The 18,028-nt window shown below is 73.9% G+C and carries 11 protein-coding genes and 1 pseudogene; 1 reads left to right on the top strand and 11 read right to left on the bottom strand.

The annotated features are described in order from the left end of the window. Nucleotides 1–99: pseudogene (locus ACFZBX_RS26925) on the top strand (ATP-binding protein); the annotation flags it as partial. Between the two features lie 106 nt (nt 100–205). On the opposite strand, the gene cimA reads toward ACFZBX_RS26925, so the two are convergent. The 11 genes from cimA to ACFZBX_RS26870 all read right to left on the bottom strand — a co-directional run bounded on the left by cimA (nt 206) and on the right by ACFZBX_RS26870 (nt 17,731). Continuing rightward, on the bottom strand, nt 206–1,816 hold the full coding sequence (gene cimA, locus ACFZBX_RS26920) for a citramalate synthase (protein WP_391536354.1): 1,611 nt from the start codon (nt 1,814–1,816) through the stop codon (nt 206–208). A gap of 346 nt (nt 1,817–2,162) precedes the next feature. Beyond that, on the bottom strand, nt 2,163–3,275 hold the full coding sequence (locus ACFZBX_RS26915) for a branched-chain amino acid aminotransferase (protein ID WP_391536353.1): 1,113 nt from the start codon (nt 3,273–3,275) through the stop codon (nt 2,163–2,165). A 220-nt stretch (nt 3,276–3,495) separates the two neighbouring features. After that, entirely contained in the window at nt 3,496–4,533 is a 1,038-nt protein-coding gene (locus ACFZBX_RS26910) for a 3-isopropylmalate dehydrogenase (RefSeq protein WP_391536352.1), read from the bottom strand. Nucleotides 4,534–4,605: 72 nt separating this feature from the next. Continuing rightward, nucleotides 4,606–4,977: a Uma2 family endonuclease gene (locus tag ACFZBX_RS26905; RefSeq protein ID WP_391536351.1), complete on the bottom strand. Its 372-nt coding sequence runs from the start codon at nt 4,975–4,977 to the stop codon at nt 4,606–4,608. Between the two features lie 88 nt (nt 4,978–5,065). Next, a complete protein-coding gene (locus tag ACFZBX_RS26900; RefSeq protein ID WP_391536350.1) occupies nt 5,066–8,449 on the bottom strand; it encodes a S8 family serine peptidase in 3,384 nt (1,127 codons plus the stop codon). 241 nt (nt 8,450–8,690) lie between these two features. Beyond that, entirely contained in the window at nt 8,691–8,852 is a 162-nt protein-coding gene (locus ACFZBX_RS26895) for a hypothetical protein (RefSeq protein ID WP_344327926.1), read from the bottom strand. A 310-nt stretch (nt 8,853–9,162) separates the two neighbouring features. Further along, nucleotides 9,163–10,746: a phosphoglycerate dehydrogenase gene (gene serA, locus ACFZBX_RS26890; RefSeq protein ID WP_391536349.1), complete on the bottom strand. Its 1,584-nt coding sequence runs from the start codon at nt 10,744–10,746 to the stop codon at nt 9,163–9,165. Nucleotides 10,747–10,987: 241 nt separating this feature from the next. Then, the gene (ilvC, locus tag ACFZBX_RS26885) at nt 10,988–11,986 is read right to left on the bottom strand and encodes a ketol-acid reductoisomerase (RefSeq protein WP_350550163.1); all 999 of its coding nucleotides are present in this window, start codon (nt 11,984–11,986) and stop codon (nt 10,988–10,990) included. Between the two features lie 112 nt (nt 11,987–12,098). Further along, on the bottom strand, nt 12,099–12,623 hold the full coding sequence (gene ilvN, locus ACFZBX_RS26880; RefSeq protein WP_030302941.1) for an acetolactate synthase small subunit: 525 nt from the start codon (nt 12,621–12,623) through the stop codon (nt 12,099–12,101). A 36-nt stretch (nt 12,624–12,659) separates the two neighbouring features. After that, the gene (locus tag ACFZBX_RS26875) at nt 12,660–14,513 is read right to left on the bottom strand and encodes an acetolactate synthase large subunit (RefSeq protein ID WP_391536348.1); all 1,854 of its coding nucleotides are present in this window, start codon (nt 14,511–14,513) and stop codon (nt 12,660–12,662) included. Between the two features lie 308 nt (nt 14,514–14,821). Beyond that, complete coding sequence (locus tag ACFZBX_RS26870) at nt 14,822–17,731, bottom strand: putative bifunctional diguanylate cyclase/phosphodiesterase (protein WP_391536359.1); 2,910 nt, start codon at nt 17,729–17,731, stop codon at nt 14,822–14,824. Nucleotides 17,732–18,028: the final 297 nt, after the last annotated feature.

The raw sequence follows: 18,028 nt of genomic DNA, 5'->3' as shown, positions 1-18,028 counted from the left end.
GACACCCCCGTCATCACCCTGGACGCCCGACGCCGCGACAGCGCCAAGAGCGCCCTCATCACCCTCGTCGAACACGCCCTCCTCGCCCGCCTGCGGTGAACCGGGGGCACTGCCCGGCGAAGCGTCACCCGACGGCGCGCGAACGCACGGCGCGGCCCGCGGACCCACCGGTCCACGGGCCGCGCCGTCCTGCCCCCGCCGACCGCTACGCGGCGTCCGGCTCCAGGCCGGCCCGCAGCAGGCCGTGGGTGTAGGCGTCCTCCAGCGCCAGCCAGGAGGCGGCCACCACGTTGTCGGCCACCCCGACGGTGGACCAGGTCGCGGTGCCGTCGGCGGTGTCGATCAGCACCCGGGTCTTGGAGCCGGTGCCGTGCTGGCCCTCCAGGATGCGGACCTTGTAGTCCACCAGCTCCAGCTTGGCCAGCTGCGGGTAGATCCGCTCCAGCGCGGTGCGCAGCGCGCGGTCCAGCGCGTCGACCGGGCCGTTGCCCTCGCCGGTGGCGATCATCCGCTCACCCTTGGCCCAGAGCTTGACGGTGGCCTCGTTGCCGGTGGTGCCGCCCGGGCCCTGCTCGCTGATGGTCCGCCACGACTCCAGGGCGAAGAAGCGCTCGCGGCGCCCGCGCACCTCGTCGCGCAGCAGCAGCTCGAAGGAGGCGTCGGCGGACTCGTAGGTGTAGCCGAGGCTCTCCTGCTCCTTGACCTTGGCGACCACCCGGCCGGCGAGGTCGCGGTCGGCGGAGAGGTCGTACCCGAGCTCCTTGCCCTTGAGTTCGACGGAGGCGCGGCCGGCCATGTCGGAGACCAGCATCCGCATGGTGTTGCCGACCGTCGCCGGGTCGATGTGCTGGTAGAGGTCCGGGTCGACCTTGATCGCCGAGGCGTGCAGGCCGGCCTTGTGGGCGAAGGCGGAGAAGCCGACGTAGGGCTGGTGGGTGGAGGGGGTGAGGTTGACCAGTTCGGCGATCGCGTGCGAGATCCGGGTCATCTCGGCGAGGCTGCCGGGCGGCAGCACCCGGCGGTCGTACTTGAGCTCCAGGGCGCCGACCACCGGGAAGAGGTTGGCGTTGCCGACCCGCTCGCCGTAGCCGTTGGCGGTGCACTGGACGTGGGTGGCGCCGGCGTCGACCGCGGCCAGGGTGTTGGCGACGGCGCAGCCGGTGTCGTCCTGGGCGTGGATGCCGAGCCGGGCGCCGGTCGCCGCCAGGACGTCGGCGACGATCTCGCGCACGCCGGAGGGCAGCATCCCGCCGTTGGTGTCGCAGAGCACCACCACGTCGGCGCCGGCCTCGTGGGCGGCGCGGACCACGGAGACCGCGTACTCCCGGTTGGCCCGGTAGCCGTCGAAGAAGTGCTCGCAGTCGATGAAGACCCGGCGGCCCTGGGCGCGCAGGTGGGAGACGCTGTCGCGGATCATCTCCAGGTTCTCGTCGAGGGTGGTGCGCAGCGCCAGCTCGACGTGCCGGTCGTGGGACTTGGCGACCAGGGTGATCACGGGCGCGCCGGAGTTCACCAGCGCGGCCAGCTGCGGGTCGTCCGCGGCGCTGCCGCCGGCCCGGCGGGTGGCGCCGAAGGCGACCAGCCGGGAGTGCCGGAGGTCCAGCTCCTCGGCGGCGCGGGCGAAGAACTCGGTGTCCCTGGGGTTCGCACCGGGCCAGCCGCCCTCGATGAAGCCGACGCCGAACTCGTCCAGGTGCCGGGCGATGGCCAGCTTGTCGGCCACCGTGAGGTTGATGCCCTCGCGCTGGGCGCCGTCGCGCAGGGTGGTGTCGAAGACGTGGAAGGCGTCGTCGGGGAGGTTGGTCGCCTGGGTCATGACCCTGGGTTCTCCGTTCCGGGAGGTCGGTTACTGCTCTGCCGGTTCTGAATCCGGCTCCACTGTCCAGCATCCCGCGCGCACCCGGTGTCCCTGGGCCCCTTGTGGGGGCCCTCGGCCGGTCCGGGGGAAACAAAAAGACCCCTCGCGGGTGCGAGAGGTCTGCGCGCGGGTCTGGACGCTGGTGGTCGCCCCGCATCGGGTGGTGCGGTGGCGGTCACTGCGGACCGGCGCGCCTGCTGCTAATAATCAGCGACAGCGAGGACACGCTCGCAGTGTAGGCACATCGTCCGTGCCGCGGCCCGCCCGTCTCGCGATCCGGGACGGGCGGGCCGGGGCGGCGGGGTCAGACGATCCGGTGCAGCCAGCCGTGGGTGTCGGGGGCCTGGCCGCCCTGGATGGCGAGCAGGGCGCGGCGCAGCTCCATGGTGACCGGGCCGGGCTCGCCGGCGCCGACGGTCCAGTCGCCGCCCTTGGACTTCACCGAGCCGACCGGGGTGATGACGGCGGCGGTGCCGCAGGCGAAGACCTCGGTGAGGGTGCCGTCGGCGTTGCCCCGCCTCCACTCGTCGGTGGAGATCCGGCGCTCCTCGACGGGGTGGCCGAGGTCGGTGGCGAGCTGGAGCAGCGAGTCGCGGGTGATGCCGGGCAGCAGGGCGCCGGAGAGCTCGGGGGTGACGATCCGGGCGTTCTCCCCCTCGCCGAAGACGAAGTAGAGGTTCATGCCGCCCATCTCCTCGATCCACCGGTGCTCGGCGGCGTCGAGCCAGACCACCTGGTCGCAGCCCTTGGCGGCGGCCTCGGCCTGGGCGACCAGGGAGGCGGCGTAGTTGCCGGCGCACTTGGCGGCGCCGGTGCCGCCGGGCGCGGCGCGGACGTAGTCCTCGGAGAGCCAGACCGAGACCGGCTTGACGCCGCCGGGGAAGTAGGCGCCGGCCGGCGAGGCGATGATCATGAAGAGGTAGGAGTCGGCGGGGCGGACGCCCAGGCCGACCTCGGTGGCGAACATGAACGGGCGCAGGTAGAGGCTCTGCTCCGGCTCGTCCGGGACCCAGGCCTGCTCCTGCTGGACGAGCAGCTCGACGGCCTCGACGAAGGTCTCGACCGGCAGCTCGGGCATGGCCAGGCGGCGGGCGGAGGCCTGGAAGCGGGCGGCGTTGGCCTCCGGGCGGAAGGTCGCGATCGAGCCGTCGGCCTGGCGGTAGGCCTTGAGGCCCTCGAAGATCGCCTGACCGTAGTGGAGGGTCATGTTGGCCGGGTCCATCTCGATCGGCGCGTAGGGCGCCAGCTGGGCGTCGTGCCAGCCCACGCCCTCGGTCCAGCGGATGGTGACCATGTGGTCGGTGAACACGCGACCGAAGCCCGGGTTGGCCAGCCGGGCCTCGCGCTCCGCCTGGGGAAGCGGGTGGGCGGAGGGCTTGAGGTCGAACGTGATGGGCGCCTGGGTGGGCGTGCTCATGGCTGTGTGTCCTTCACCGTGGGGTTGGTCCGGGCCGCTCCGCCGGGTGGACGTTCCGCCCCTTCCGGGCGGAACGGACGCACGACGGCACGGCCCACTGTCGATACTCGCATCCAGAGGGCCGTGCCGAACAGCCGCGGACTCCTTGGAGATCCGCAAGCTGCCGTTATGGGGTCCGGCCCGGTGGGGGCCGGAACACCGTCTGTCGGGTTCCGGCCTCCTAGGCGGATACTCGGGCGGCGAGCGCGTCGCCGACCTGGGCGGTGGTGCGGGTCCCGGTGCGCTCGGTGAGGTCCGCGGCGACCGCGGCCTCGATCCGGGCGGCCTCGGCGGGGTACCCGAGGTGGTCGAGCAGCATGGCGACCGACAGCACGGTGGCGGTCGGGTCGGCCTTGCCCTGGCCGGCGATGTCCGGCGCCGAGCCGTGCACGGGCTCGAACATCGACGGGAAGGCGCCGCTCGGGTTGATGTTGCCGCTGGCGGCCAGGCCGATCCCGCCGGTGACGGCGGCGGCCAGGTCGGTCAGGATGTCGCCGAACAGGTTGTCGGTCACGATGACGTCGAACCGCTCGGGCTGGGTGACGAAGAAGATGGTCGCCGCGTCGACGTGCAGGTAGTCGGTGGTGACCTCGGGGAACTCCCGGCCGACCTGCTCGAAGATCCGGGTCCACAGGTGGCCGGCGTGCACCAGCACGTTGTTCTTGTGCACCAGGGTGAGCTTCTTGCGCGGGCGGGCCTGGGCCCGGCGGTAGGCGTCGCGCACCACGCGCTCGATGCCGTACGCGGTGTTGAGGCTGACCTCGGTGGCCACCTCGTGCTCGGTCCCGGTGCGCAGCGTGCCGCCGTTGCCGACGTACGGGCCCTCGGTGCCCTCGCGGACGACCACGAAGTCGATCTGCGGGTCACCGGCCAGCGGGGACTTCACCCCGGGGAAGAGCCGCCCCGGACGGAGGTTGATGTGGTGGTCGAAGGCGAACCGCAGCTTGAGCAGCAGCCCGCGCTCCAGCACGCCGGACGGCACGCTCGGGTCGCCGATGGCGCCGAGCAGGATCGCGTCGTGGGCCTTGAGCTCCGCCAGGACGCTGTCCGGGAGCGTCTCACCGGTGCGGTGGTAGCGCCGGGCCCCGAGGTCGAACTCGGTGGTCTCCAGCTTCACATCGGCGGGAAGCACCGCCCCCAGAACCTTGAGACCCTCGGCCACCACTTCCTGGCCGATTCCGTCACCGGGGACGACTGCGAGACGAATCGTGCGAGACATGCTCGGAGGCTACTCCGGTGTCCCAGAGCCTGACATCCCGCGTCCGCCATTCGGACAAACCGTCCGGTCGGATCAGGTGAGATCGATGTCGACCGGGAAGGGGCGGTCCAGCTTCAGCTGCTTGTGGTGGATACCGGTCAGCCCGTAGAGCCGGGTCGCCGGGTCGACAACCATCAGATCGGGCTCTGGACGGTTACGGCCGTCCAGCTTGACCCCCATCCGGCACCAGACTTCCCAACCGGCCGGCACCTGCTCATCCAGGCGCCGGTCCAGATCACTGACTGTTCGCGCGTGAAAGCACGTCTGGCGTGCACTGAAGATCAGACTGCCGAACAGTAGTTCGGTGTGAGGGGGAAGGTCGCAGAGCCGGTCGAGGTCGTCTGCGATGCGGCCTTCCACCGGTGGCCGCAGCCAATCCGGGTACGGCTCAAGGGTGTCCTCCACCGGTCCAGTCTTGCGAAGTGAAGCGGCCGGAACCGGCCGATTCCCCGAACGGGGGCGCTCGGCACGAGCCGAGCGCCCCCTCGAAGGGCTACGGCAGGGTCAGGAGCTGGCTGCGGGTGGGGTCGGGGTTGAGGTGGTGGAGGAGCAGGAGGCGGGAGCGGTCGCCGGGGGTGCGGTGGATGTCGAGGACGGTGGCGGGGTGGACGGGGGCGACGACGGCCGCGGGGCCGCCGGGGCCGGTGCGGATGTCGAGGGCGGGGTGCAGCACGTCGACCTGGAGGACGGGCCGGGTGCCGTGCAGGCCGATCGCGGAGAAGGCCTCGGCCGGGTCGGGCGTGCCGGAGCCGGTGAGGCCGGTCCACAGGGCGTAGCGGACGGTGCTGCGTCCGGGGGCGATCCCCGGCAGGGCGGACAGCCGCACCGGCAGGACCACCGTGTCGGAGTCCAGCAGGGCGGTGTCGGTGTCGCCCCAGCGGGCGTTCAGCGGCTGGACGTCCAGTTCGGCGCCGGTGCGGGCGTCCAGGGCGCGGGCCACCAGGACGTCGCTGCCGCGCAGCCGGTCGGCCTTGACGACCACGTCGGTGGCGCCGTCCCCGTCGGTGTCCAGGGCGGCCCGGACGGCGAACACCCCGACCGGGGTGGCGGCCGGCGCCCAGACCCGGGCACCCAGGTAGAGCCGGCCCTCGGCGAGCGGGTCTCCGGTGACGGCGGGCGCGTCGGTGGCGGCGCCGACGACGCGCAGGTTGGCCGCCCGGTCGCCGGGGCGCTCGACGCAGAGGTCCTCGTGGTGCTCGGTCTCCTCGGTGCCCCCCTCCGGGACGACGCCCGCGCCGGGGCCGACCGCCGCCCCGCTGTCGGGCGGGCAGTCGGGCCAGCGGGCGCCCTCCCCGCCGAGCGCGAGGGCGCTGACCAGGCCGGGCCCGCCGCCGGGGGCGTCGGTGCCGGTGAGGACGGACAGCGCGCCGGTGCGGGTGGTGGGGACCGGGTCGGTGGCGGCCAGGGCGGAGGCGGCCCGCGGGGCGGCGAACAGCGGCACCCGCAGGCCGGGCGCGGCCGGGTCGTCCGGGGTGAGCAGCAGCCGGCCGGAGAGCTCGGCGCGGTAGCTGCGGGCCCGGCCGGCCTGGACGGTGGCGGTCGTCGGGTCGGGAGCGCGGCCGAGCGCCCCGGGCACGCGCAGGGTGACCCGCACCCGGGCGGCGCCGCCGGGCGGGACCTCGACCCGGTCGGGCGCGAGCTCGAAGCGGGCGCCGGGCGCGTCGGTGGCGGCCGCGTAGCCGGTGCGGTAGGCGACCGGGGCGGCGGAGAGGTTGCGCACCTCGACCTCGCGGACCAGGGCGATCGGCCCGGTGACCGCGAGCGGGCCGAAGGAGACGCCGACGGCGCCCTCGACCGCGCCCTCCCCCGCCGCGTAGGCGACGGCCGGGGTGCGCACGGCGCGGTCCACGGCGGCCCGGCCGGCGCCGGTGCGCTCCGGCCCGTAGACCGGGCCGGTGCCGCCGTCGCCGAGCCAGGTGTCCCCGGCGGTGTTCATCAGCGCGGCCTTGACCTGCTCGACGGTCCAGCCGGGGTGGGCGGCGCGGACCAGCGCGGCCAGCCCGGCGACGTGCGGGGTGGCCATCGAGGTGCCGTCCTCGCGCTGGCCGCCGGTGCCGCTGCCGACCAGGGCGGACCAGATGGTCTCGCCGGGGGCGGCGAGGTCCGGCTTGACGACGCCGGGCACGCCGATGCCGCGCGAGGTGAAGTCGGTGAGGGTGTCGAGCCGCTGCGGCTGGTCCTGGGCGGCGGCGCCGTGCAGCGGGTTGCCGGGTGCGGCGAGGCGGACCCGGACCGGGCCGGCGGCGGCGCCCGCGCGCAGCCGTTCGCCGTCGGCGCGGCCGAGCAGGGCGAGCGGCACCCGGTCGTTGCCGGCGATCTCGGCGAGGTGGTCGTCGGCGGCGGCCAGCAGGGCGCCGATCGCGCCCGCGTCGGCGACGTGGTCGGCGCGCGGGCCGGAGCCGCAGGCGCGCTCGGACTCCCTGGTGCTCCAGGCGAGCACCGCGATCCGTCCGGCGAGCCGCTGCCGGTCGGCCTCGGAGAACGCCGCGCAGCCGTCCTGCTGGTCGGCGGGCAGCGCGAGTTCGCCGCTCACGTCGGCCGTGGACCAGTCCCGGTAGCGGGCGCTCCAGTGGGCCGGGAGGACGCCGGCGAGGGCGGCCGGTTCCAGCACGGTGATCCCGTCGGCGTCGCCGTGCGGGTCGACGGAGGCGGCGACCGCGACGGCCCGGGCGGCGGTGCCGGGGCTGCCGCCGATGCCGTAGACGTCGCCCTCGTTGCCCGCGGCGGCGACCACCACGGTGCCCAGGGCGGCCAGCCGGTCGACGGCGAGGGAGTCGGCGTCGTCGGTGGAGCCGAAGCGGCTGCCGAGCGAGAGGTTGAGCACGTCCAGGCGGTCGCCGGGGTCGCCGTCGCCGTCCGGGTCGGCGGCCAGGTCGAGGGCGTGGCCGAGCTGGTCGGTGGAGCCGTCGCAGCCGAAGACCCGGATCGCGTAGAGCTGGGCGCCGGGCGCGGCGCCGGGGCCGACCTTGAAGCCGGCCGGGTCGAGGCCGGGCCGGTAGGGGCCCCGGTAGGGCTGTCCGTCGGCGGTGACGCCGAGGCCGGCGGCGGTGCCGGCGACATGGGTGCCGTGGCCGTTGCGGTCGCAGTCGATCGGGTTGTCGTCGGGGCGCGGGTCGGGCTGGTAGTGCGGGGCGCCCGGGTCCGGCTGGTAGTCGTCGCCGACCAGGTCGCGGCCGCCGATCACCTTGGCGTTGGGGAAGAACCCGGCGGGCGCGGGCAGCGCGCCGTCGACGGAGCGGAACGCCTCCTCGGTGCCGGGGCCGCCGAAGTCGGCGTGGGTGTAGTCGATGCCGCTGTCGGCGACGCCGATCCGCACGCCCTGCCCGGTGGTGCCGGCGGCCCCGCCGTCGGAGGAGCCGCCCGCCCAGACCGCGGGCGCGCCGGTGACCGGCACCGAGTGGGCGTTGTCACGCCGCTTGCGGACGATCGGGTGCACGGCCGCGACCCCGGGCAGGGTGCGCAGCGCGGGCAGCCGGCCGGCCGGCGCGCTCACCGCGAGGCCGGTGACCAGGGTGCGGGTGCGGTAGAGCTCCCGGGCGGCGGGAACGGCGTCGTGCACGGCGCCGGCGAGCCGCTCCAGCGCGGCGGAGGCGCGGTCCCGCTGGGCGGCGCCGGCCTGGGCGGCCTCCCGGCGGACGGCCTCCGGGGAGCGCCGCTGGCGCCGGGCCTCGTCACCGGCCCGCTGCCAGACGGGGACGACGGGCTCGGTGACGAGTTCCAGCAGGACGGGGACGGGCGGGTCGGCGGCCCGGGCGGCGGGGGCCGCGGGCGGGCCGTCGACGGCCGGGGCGGCGCCGGCGAGCAGCGCGGGTCCGGCCAGTAAGGCCAGGGCGAGGCCGAGCCGGGTGAGCGGTCGGCGGACGGTGGGGCGACGCATGGGGTCCTCTCCCCCGGCCGGGGGAATGATCCGCACGCGGTGCCGCTGACGCCCGCCCGTGCGGCCGTCGATCACCCTTCCGGGGGCCCCAAATTAGGAATATCGCGCCGGTCGGGGCGAGCAACCTCCCCCGAACGGTGGCAAGTTGCACCCCTTGGAGTGATACTCCGTCAGCCCGTTCGGCCCATTCGGCGGATGAACGCCACTGCGGCGCCGTCGCCCGCGGGAGGGCCGCGGGGGGTCAGTGGTGGCCGGTCACGCCGCCGTTGTCGCGGCGGTCCAGCGCGCGCTGGAGCGCGGCGGCGGCGAAGGGGTTCCGCTCGGCGGCCCGGCGGCGGCGCGGAACGCGGGTCTGCGGGGCGGCGGGGGCGGAAGGGGCGTGGCGGTCGGCGGTCGGGGGCATACCGGGGCTCCTTGGTTCGATACGCGCCGTGGGGACGGACGCGGCGGTGGGGAGGAGGGGGGTACACCGGGCGGGGGTCGCCTGCCCATCGGGCGTACACGCGCGCACGGGCCGAACTCCCTGGCTACAGGGGCGGCGCACCGTACGGCTTCCACCACCGTACGGCCCCGGCCCGGCGGTGTCTGCACGGATACTTGGATTTCCTACTATCTGAGACGCGCCTCACCCGGAGGAACCCACCAGGGCCCGGACCGCCGCGCGTGCGGTGGTCCGGGCCCTGGTGGGAGGCGGTGCGAGGGTGCCGCGGGGCTCAGGCGCCCAGGTCGACCGAGCGGGCGAAGCGGGCGCCGATCTCGGCGGCGATGGCCGACAGCACCTCCTGCGGGATCTCGCTGTCCACGGTGAGGGAGGCCAGCGCGCCGCTGCCGTCGCGGGCGACCTGCATGCCGGCGATGTTGATGCCGGCGTCGCCGAGGTGGCGGCCGAGGACGCCGACCACGCCGGGACGGTCCTCGTACTTGAAGAAGGCCATGTGGTCGGTGAGCGCCACGTCCACGTCGAAGGCGTCCACGCCGACGATCTTCTGGATCTGCTTGGGGCCGGCCAGCGTGCCGGAGATGGCGATCTCCTCGCCGCCCGCGAGGGTGCCGCGCACGGTGATGACGTTGCGGTGCTCGGGGCTCTCGCTGGAGGTGGTCAGCCGCACCTCGACGCCGCGCTCCTGGGCGAACAGCGGGGCGTTGACGTAGGACACCGTCTCCGCCACGACGTCCTCGAACACGCCCTTGAGCGCGGACAGTTCGAGCACCTTGACGTCGTGCTGGGTGATCTCGCCGCGCACCTCGACGTCGAGCCGGACGGCCACCTCGCCGGCCAGCGCGGTGAAGATCCGGCCGAGCTTCTCGGCCAGCGGCAGGCCCGGGCGGACGTCCTCGGCGATCACGCCGCCCTGGACGTTGACCGCGTCCGGCACCAGCTCGCCGGCCAGCGCCAGGCGCACCGAGCGGGCGACGGCGATGCCGGCCTTCTCCTGGGCCTCGTCGGTCGAGGCGCCCAGGTGCGGGGTGGCCACCACGTTGTCGAGCGCGAACAGCGGCGAGTCGGTGCACGGCTCCTTGGCGTACACGTCCAGGCCGGCGCCGGCCACCCGGCCGTCGCGCAGGGCGCTGAGCAGCGCCTCCTCGTCGACGATGCCGCCACGCGCGGCGTTGACGATCCGGACGGTCGGCTTGACCTTGTGCAGCGCCTCGTCGCCGATCAGACCGATGGTCTCCGGGGTCTTCGGGAGGTGGACGGTGATGAAGTCCGAGACCTCCAGCAGCTCCTCCAGCGAGACCAGCTTGACGCCCATCTGCGCGGCGCGGGCGGCCTGGATGTAGGGGTCGTACGCGACGATCTTCATGCCGAACGCGGACATCCGCTGGGCGACCAGCACGCCGATCCGGCCGAGGCCGACGACGCCGAGGACCTTCTCGCTCAGCTCCACGCCGGTGTACTTGTTGCGCTTCCACTCGCCGCCCTTGAGCGCGGCGTTGGCCGGCGCGATGTTGCGGGCGACCGAGATCAGCAGGCCGCAGGCGAGCTCGGCGGCGGTGACGATGTTGGAGGTCGGGGCGTTCACGACCATGACGCCGGCCTTGGTGGCGGCGGAGACGTCCACGTTGTCGAGGCCGACGCCGGCCCGGGCGACGACCTTGAGCTTGCGGGCGGCGGCCAGCGCCTCGGCGTCGATCTTGGTGGCGGAGCGGATCAGGACGGCGTCGACGTCCGCGATCGCGGTCAGCAGCTCAGTGCGGTCCGCGCCGTTGCAGTGGCGGATCTCGAAGTCGGGGCCAAGGGCGTCGACCGTGGCGGGCGAGAGCTCTTCGGCGATCAGAACTACGGATTTGCTCACGACAGTGGTCCTTAACTGTCCGGTTCCCCCGGGCACGAAGGTGGCGTGGAGGGCGGGGGAAGGTGGCATGCCGCGTAGGTAGACGCACGACGCTGTGGGCCTGACGCGCACTCGGAAGTGTATCGACGGGCTGGGTACCCGGCTGCTCCCGTCCGGCGAAATCACCCGGACGGGAGCAGCCTAGTTGTACAAGGGCGTTACAAAATCGAGAGGGTCCGACTCAGCACGCCCCGGGTGTCGCTCAGGCCTCTTCCTTGACCCAGCTCATCAGCTTGCGCAGCTTCTTGCCGGTGGTCTCCAGCAGGTGGTCCTCGTCGGCCTTCTTGTACTCGTTGTACTTGGGCAGACCGGCCTTGTACTCGGCGATCCAGGTGTTGGCGAAGGTGCCGTCCTGGATCTCGGCGAGGACCTTCTTCATCTCGGCCTTGGTGGCGTCGGTGATGATCCGCGGGCCGGTGACGTAGTCGCCCCACTCGGCGGTCTCGGAGACCGACCAGCGCATCTTCTCCAGGCCGCCCTCGTACATCAGGTCGACGATGAGCTTCAGCTCGTGCAGGCACTCGAAGTAGGCGATCTCCGGCTGGTAGCCGGCCTCGACCAGGGTCTCGAAACCGGCCTTCACCAGGGCGGCGGTGCCGCCGCAGAGGACGGCCTGCTCGCCGAACAGGTCGGTCTCGGTCTCCTCGGTGAAGGTGGTCTTGATGACGCCGGCCTTGGTGGCGCCCAGGCCCTTGGCGTAGGACAGCGCCAGGTCGAAGGCCTTGCCGGAGGCGTCCTGCTCGACGGCGACGATCGCCGGGACGCCGCGGCCCTCCTCGTACTGGCGGCGGACCAGGTGGCCCGGGCCCTTCGGGGCGACCATGCAGACGTCGACGTCGGCCGGCGGCTTGATGAAGCCGAAGCGGATGTTCAGGCCGTGGCCGAAGAACAGGGCGTCGCCGGCCTTCAGGTGCGGGGCGATGTCCGCCTCGTAGACGTCGGCCTGGATCGGGTCCGGGACCAGGATCATGATGACGTCGGCCTCGGCCGCGGCCTCGGCGGGGGTGACCACGCGCAGGCCGGCCTCCTCGGCCTTCTGGCGGGACTTGGACTCCGGCTTCAGGCCGACCCGGACGTCCGCGCCCGAGTCGCGCAGGGACAGCGCGTGGGCGTGGCCCTGGCTGCCGTAGCCGATGACCGCGACCTTGCGGCCCTGGATGATGGACAGGTCGGCGTCGTCTTCGTAGAACAGCTCGGCCACGGGGGCACATCTCCTTGCGAGTGGTTTGCCTGGGTCTGCGTCGGTTCCTACCGTATGCGGACCCGGTGATGGGGCGGTGCGGTGCTTCAGGGTGTGAGACAGGACGGCGGCGTCAGGCGCTGCGGTCCAGGGCGCGCAGCGAGCGGTCCGTGATCGAACGCGCGCCGCGTCCGATGGCGACCAGGCCGGACTGGACCAACTCCTTGATGCCGTAGGGCTCCAGCATCCGGAGCATGGCCTCCAGCTTGTCCGAGCTGCCGGTGGCCTCGATGGTCACCGCGTCCGGGGACACGTCGACCGTCTTGGCGCGGAACAGCTGGACGATCTCGACGATCTGCGACCGGGTCTCGTTGTCGGCGCGGACCTTCACCAGGACCAGTTCCCGCTGGATCGCAGCGGACTGGTCGAGTTCGACGATCTTTATCACGTTGACGAGCTTGTTGAGCTGCTTGGTGACCTGCTCCAGCGGGAGGTCCTCGACGTTGACCACGATGGTCATCCGGGACACGTCCGGATGCTCGGTGGGTCCGACGGCGAGGGAGTCGATGTTGAAGCCCCGACGGGAGAACAGCGCGGCGATCCGGGCGAGCACGCCGGGCTTGTTCTCGACCAGGACGGACAGGGTGTGCTTGGACATGGGTCGTGGGTTCCCTTGGTCGTTCCGGAAGGGGCTTCAGTCGAGGTCGTCGCCGAAGTCGGGGCGCACCCCGCGGGCGAACTGGATCTCGTCGTTGCTGGTGCCGGCCGCGACCATCGGCCAGACCATGGCGTCCTGGTGGACGATGAAGTCGATGACCACCGGGCGGTCGTCGATCTCCATCGCCTGCTTGATCACCGCGTCGAGGTCCTCGGGGCGCTCGCAGCGCAGGCCGACGCAGCCCATCGCCTCGGCGAGCAGCACGAAGTCGGGGATCCGGGTGCCCTGGGCGGGCGGCTCGATGCCGTCGTGGCCGGGGCCGGAGTGCAGCACGGTGTTGGAGTAGCGCTGGTTGTAGAACAGCGTCTGCCACTGCCGGACCATGCCCAGCGAACCGTTGTTGATGACCGCGACCTTGATCGGGATGTCGTTCAGGGCGCAGGTGACCAGCTCCTGGTTGGTCATCTGGAAGCAGCCGTCGCCGTCGATCGCCCAGACCGAGGTCTCCGGGCGGCCCGCCTTGGCGCCCATCGCGGCCGGCACCGCGTAGCCCATGGTCCCGGCGCCGCCGGAGTTGAGCCAGGTGCCCGGCTTCTCGAACTGGATGAACTGCGAGCTCCACATCTGGTGCTGGCCGACGCCCGCCGCGTAGATGGCGTCCGGGCCGACCAGCCGGCCGATCCGCTCGATCACCTGCTGCGGGGAGAGCTGGCCGCCCGCCGGGGGCTCGTAGCCCAGCGGGTAGGTCCGCTTCCACTCGTCGATCCGCTCCCACCAGTCGCCGTAGTCGCCCTTGTGGCCGGCGTCGAACTCGGCCTGGACGGCGACGATGAGGTCGGCCAGCACCTCGCGGGCGTCGCCGACGATCGGCACGTCGGCCGGGCGGTTCTTGCCGATCTCGGCAGGGTCGATGTCGGCGTGGACGACCTTGGCGTAGGGCGCGAAGCTGTCCAGCTTGCCGGTGACCCGGTCGTCGAAGCGGGCGCCGAGGGTGAAGAGCAGGTCCGCCTTCTGCAGCGCGGTGACCGCCGGGACGGTGCCGTGCATGCCGGGCATGCCCAGGTGCTGCGGGTGGCTGTCCGGGAAGGCGCCGAGCGCCATCAGGGTGGTGACCACCGGGGCGCCGGTCAGCTCGGCGAGGATCCGCAGTTCGGCCGTGGCACCGGCCTTGATGACGCCGCCGCCGACGTACAGCACCGGGCGCTTGGCGGTGACCAGCATCTTCGCGGCCTCGCGGATCTGCTTGGCGTGCGGCTTGGTCACCGGGCGGTAGCCGGGCAGCGAGGTCTCGGCCGGCCAGCGGAAGGTGGTGGTGGCCTGGAGGGCGTCCTTGGCGATGTCGACCAGGACCGGGCCGGGGCGGCCGGTGGCGGCGATGTGGAACGCCTCGGCGATCACCCGGGGGATCTCGGCCGGGTCGGTGACCAGGTAGTTGTGCTTGGTGATCGGCATCGTGATGCCGCAGATGTCCGCCTCCTGGAAGGCGTCCGTGCCGATCGCCTTGGAGGCGACCTGGCCGGTGATCGCGACGATCGGCACCGAGTCCATGTAGGCGTCGGCGATCGGGGTGACCAGGTTGGTCGCGCCCGGGCCGGAGGTCGCCATGCAGACGCCGACCCGGCCGGTGGCCTGCGCGTAGCCGGTGGCGGCGTGGCCGGCACCCTGCTCGTGGCGGACGAGGATGTGGCGCACCTTCGTGGAGTCCATCAGCGGGTCGTACGCGGGAAGGATGGCCCCGCCGGGGATGCCGAAGACGGTGTCCGCCCCGACGGCCTCCAGCGAGCGGATGAGCGACTGGGCGCCGGTCATGGTCTCGACGACGTGCTGGGGAGCGGGAGCGTGGGCGGCCGGGGTGTCCCCGCGGCGGGGGGCTGCGGCGTGCTCAGTCATCTGCCTGTCTCTTCTCGGTTCTGGCCGGCCCGGTGGTTGCGGGCCCCGGGGTCGAGGGGTGGGGTCCCGCTTGCGGGCCGATCGCCGGCTCTGCCCCAATCGTCCCTTTCGCGGGGCCACGGGGCCAGGGGTCTTGCGGTGGTGGAACGGCGTCGGTGCAACAAAAAACCCCTCGTGCCCAAGGGCATGCGAGGGGTGGCGCGTCGGTCTGTCACGAGCGGGGCATGGCCCGCTCAGCCGACGCGCCCGCCAAGTACGAGAATTCGGGTGCGCATGGCAATGACCTTCCTCCCGCCAAGGCCCGACTGTCAAGCAGGTGGGACGGCAGTCTCGCCATGCGGACCGCTTCCCGGACCTGGCACGGCCTGGTGTTCGGGCAGGTCGGAGGGGCTGTGGTGAGCTACGACACGTCCCTGCGCGCCCTCCGCGCGCCCACTCGTCCGGGCCTCCGCGGCCAGGTACGCTCGCCGGACCGGCGGCGGGCCCGGCGGCCTCGGCACCGGGTAGGCGCGGCGGGCCAGGGCGCGCCGCAGCCTGCTCTCGTCCAGCGGCGCGGAGAAGGCCGAGCCCTGCACCTGGCGGCAGCCCAACTCCTGCAGCACGGCCACCTGGCGCGGCAGGTCGACGCCCTCGGCGGCGGTGACCAGGCCGAGGTCGCGGCCGAGCCGCAGGGCGTGCCCGGCGAGCGTGCGGGCGACCGCGGAGTCGCCGAGGTCCTGGACCAGCGAGCGGTCCAGCTTGAGGCCGTCCAGGGGCAGCCGGGCGAGCGCGCCGAGCGAGCCGCTGCCGGCCCCGAAGCCGGCCAGCGCGGTGGAGACGCCGAGCCGGCGCAGCGCGGAGAGCCGGCGGCCGAGTTCGTCGGCCAGTTCGTCCGGGCCCGTCCTGGCCACCTCGACGATCAGTTGGCCGCCGGGCAGCCCGCTGTCGCGCAGCGCGGCGGCCACCGTCTCGTACAGGCCGGGTGCGCAGAGCCGTTCGGCGGAGAGCCGGACCGACACCGGGACCGGCGGCGGGACGGGAAGACCACGGGAGGGCAGGGCGCGGCGCAGCGCGGCGGCGCCGACCGCCTCGCGGACCAGCCAGCGGGCGTACCGGGCCGCGGCGTCGCCGGTCCCGGTGGAGCGCAGGAACTCGGCGGGGGTGAGCAGCAGTCCCTGCGCGGAGCGCCAGCGGGCCTGGGCCTCGACGGCGGTGACCGCGCCGCTCGCGAGGTCCACCACCGGCTGGTGGAGCAGGGCGAAGCCGCCCTCGCGGACGGCCGCCCGCAGCCGCTCGTCCAGGTCGGTGCGGCGCTCCAGGTCCGCGCGCATGGCCGGGGTGTAGAGCATCACCCGGCCCTTGCCCTCGGACTTGGCGCGGTACATCGCGAGGTCGGCGTTGCGCATCAGCTCGTCGGCGGCGGCGCGCGGGTCGGCGGCCGGGCCGCGTTCGGGGCTGCCGAAGGCGATGCCGATGCTGGCGGCGACGCTGAGTTCGCTGCCGCCGATCCAGTACGGCTCGGAGAGCGCGGTGCGCAGCCGTTCGGCGAGCTCCTGGACCTGGAGGCGGCCGAGCGGGCCGCAGACCAGGGCGGCGAACTCGTCGCCGCCGAAGCGGGCGACGGTGTCCCCGAAGCGGACGGCGCCCTGGAGCCGGCGGGCGGCCTGGACCAGCAGTTCGTCGCCGACCTGGTGGCCGGCGGTGTCGTTGACCGCCTTGAAGCCGTCCAGGTCGAGGAAGAGCGCCGCGACCCCGGCACCGGCCTCGTCCTGCGGGCCGCGGGCGGCCAGCGCGGTGCGCAGCCGCTGGGTGAACAGCGCCCGGTTGGGCAGGTCGGTGAGCGGGTCGTGGAACGCGTTGTGCTGCAACTGGGCCTGGAGCATGACGCGTTCGGTGACGTCGCGGCTGTTCAGGATGAGGCCGTCGCGGTACCGGTCGACGGTGGACTCGACGTGCAGCCACTCGCCGGCGCCGGAGGCGATCCGGCACTCCACCCGGGCGGCGGGCAGCGGCTCGCCGCCGGGGTCGCGGTGGGCGGCGAGCCGGCCGCGGGCCAGGAAGCGGCGGACCTCCAGCAGCACCCGGTCGACGTCCTCGGGGTGGATGAGGTCGAGCAGGTTGCCGCCGACCAGTTCCTCCGGGTCGCGCCCGTAGACGCCGAGCGCGGCCGGGGAGACGTAGGAGAGCACGCCGTTGGCACCGGCGATCATGATGACGTCGCTGGAGCCCTGCACCAGGGAGCGGAAGTGCGCCTCCTTGTGGGCGAGTTCCTGGGCCAGCGAGAGGTTGTCCAGCAGCATGATGCCCTGCCGCAGGATCAGCGCGAGGCCGACGGTGCAGGCGGCCGAGGCCACCACCCGGTCCAGCGAGCGCCCGCCGAGGGCGTTGTAGAGGATCCCGGCGGTGCAGACGGCGGCGGCCGCGTACGGGGTGAGCGCGCTGAAGGTGGTGGCGACCCGGCGGCGGGGCAGTCCGCCGAGCGCGGGGTGCTCGCGCAGCGGGCGGCGCCAGCGCGGGGACCACGGTGCCCAGGCGAGCAGCAGGCTGCCCGCGAACCAGCCGGCGTCCAGGAGTTCGCCGGAGTGGTAGCTGCTGCGCAGTTCGGGTGAGGTGAACAGGGCGTCGCAGAGCACGGTGACGGCGAGGCCGACCATGGCGGTGTGGACGGCGGCCCGGTTGCCGTCGCGGCCGCCGAAGCGCAGGCCGACGACCAGCGAGACGAGCAGGATGTCCAGCACCGGGTAGGCCAGGTTGAGGGCCAGCCGCAGCGGGGAGCCGGCCTCGCCGGCGGCGGTGCGGCCGAGCGCGAGGCTCCAGCTGAGGGTGAACAGCGAGCCGGCCACCAGCCAGCCGTCGAGCAGCAGGCAGAGCCAGCCGGCGGCGGTGCGCGGGCGCTGGGCGAGCACCAGGACGCCGGTGATGGCGAGCGGGGCGAACAGCAGGAAGGCGTACTCGGCGAGCGAGTTCGGCGGCAGCGGGGTGCGTTCGACCAGCTCGTACCAGCCCCAGGTGCCGTTGCCGAAGGCGACCATCAGCGAGGAGAGGCCGAACAGCAGCCAGGCCGGGCGGGCGTGGCCGCCGACCGTGCAGCCGTACGCGAGACAGGAGAGCGCGGCGGCGAGGGCGGCGGCGGCCAGGCCGAAGTCGCCCATGAAGACGGCGATCTGGCGCGAGCCCCAGCCGAGGGCGGCGCCCAGCGCGTAGGCGGCGCAGAGCACGCCGAGGGCGGCTCCGGGCAGCTTGCGGTTGCAGCGCGCCCGGCGGAGCGGCCCGGGTCTGCCGCCCCCGGGCGGTGGGACGGCCGTGCGGACGGCGGGCCGGGGCACGCCGCGCGGGAACGGGTCCGGCGGGGGCGGGGGGCCGGCGGGCGGACCGGCCACGGGCGGCGGTCCGCCCGCGAGCAGGTCGGTGTCCGGCGCTTGCGGCCGTCCGGCTCCGGGCAGCACCGCGTCGGTGGAGCTCACTCGGCCTCTCCCCCTCCGGCCCGGGACCTCGCGCCCCGGTCACGGACCACCGGCCGCGCGCCGGGTGGCCGT

It is taken from the genome of Kitasatospora sp. NPDC008115 (assembly GCF_042957205.1).
GTDB lineage: Bacteria > Actinomycetota > Actinomycetes > Streptomycetales > Streptomycetaceae > Kitasatospora.
This window is presented reverse-complemented; position numbering and strand designations above follow the sequence as displayed.

Coding starts and splice junctions, on each gene's coding strand:
- cimA (WP_391536354.1), bottom strand. CDS start 1,816: ATGACCCAGGCGACCAACCTCCCCGACGACGCCTTCCACGTCTTCGAC.
- ACFZBX_RS26915 (WP_391536353.1), bottom strand. CDS start 3,275: ATGAGCACGCCCACCCAGGCGCCCATCACGTTCGACCTCAAGCCCTCC.
- ACFZBX_RS26910 (WP_391536352.1), bottom strand. CDS start 4,533: ATGTCTCGCACGATTCGTCTCGCAGTCGTCCCCGGTGACGGAATCGGC.
- ACFZBX_RS26900 (WP_391536350.1), bottom strand. CDS start 8,449: ATGCGTCGCCCCACCGTCCGCCGACCGCTCACCCGGCTCGGCCTCGCC.
- ACFZBX_RS26895 (WP_344327926.1), bottom strand. CDS start 8,852: ATGCCCCCGACCGCCGACCGCCACGCCCCTTCCGCCCCCGCCGCCCCG.
- ilvN (WP_030302941.1), bottom strand. CDS start 12,623: ATGTCCAAGCACACCCTGTCCGTCCTGGTCGAGAACAAGCCCGGCGTG.
- ACFZBX_RS26875 (WP_391536348.1), bottom strand. CDS start 14,513: ATGACTGAGCACGCCGCAGCCCCCCGCCGCGGGGACACCCCGGCCGCC.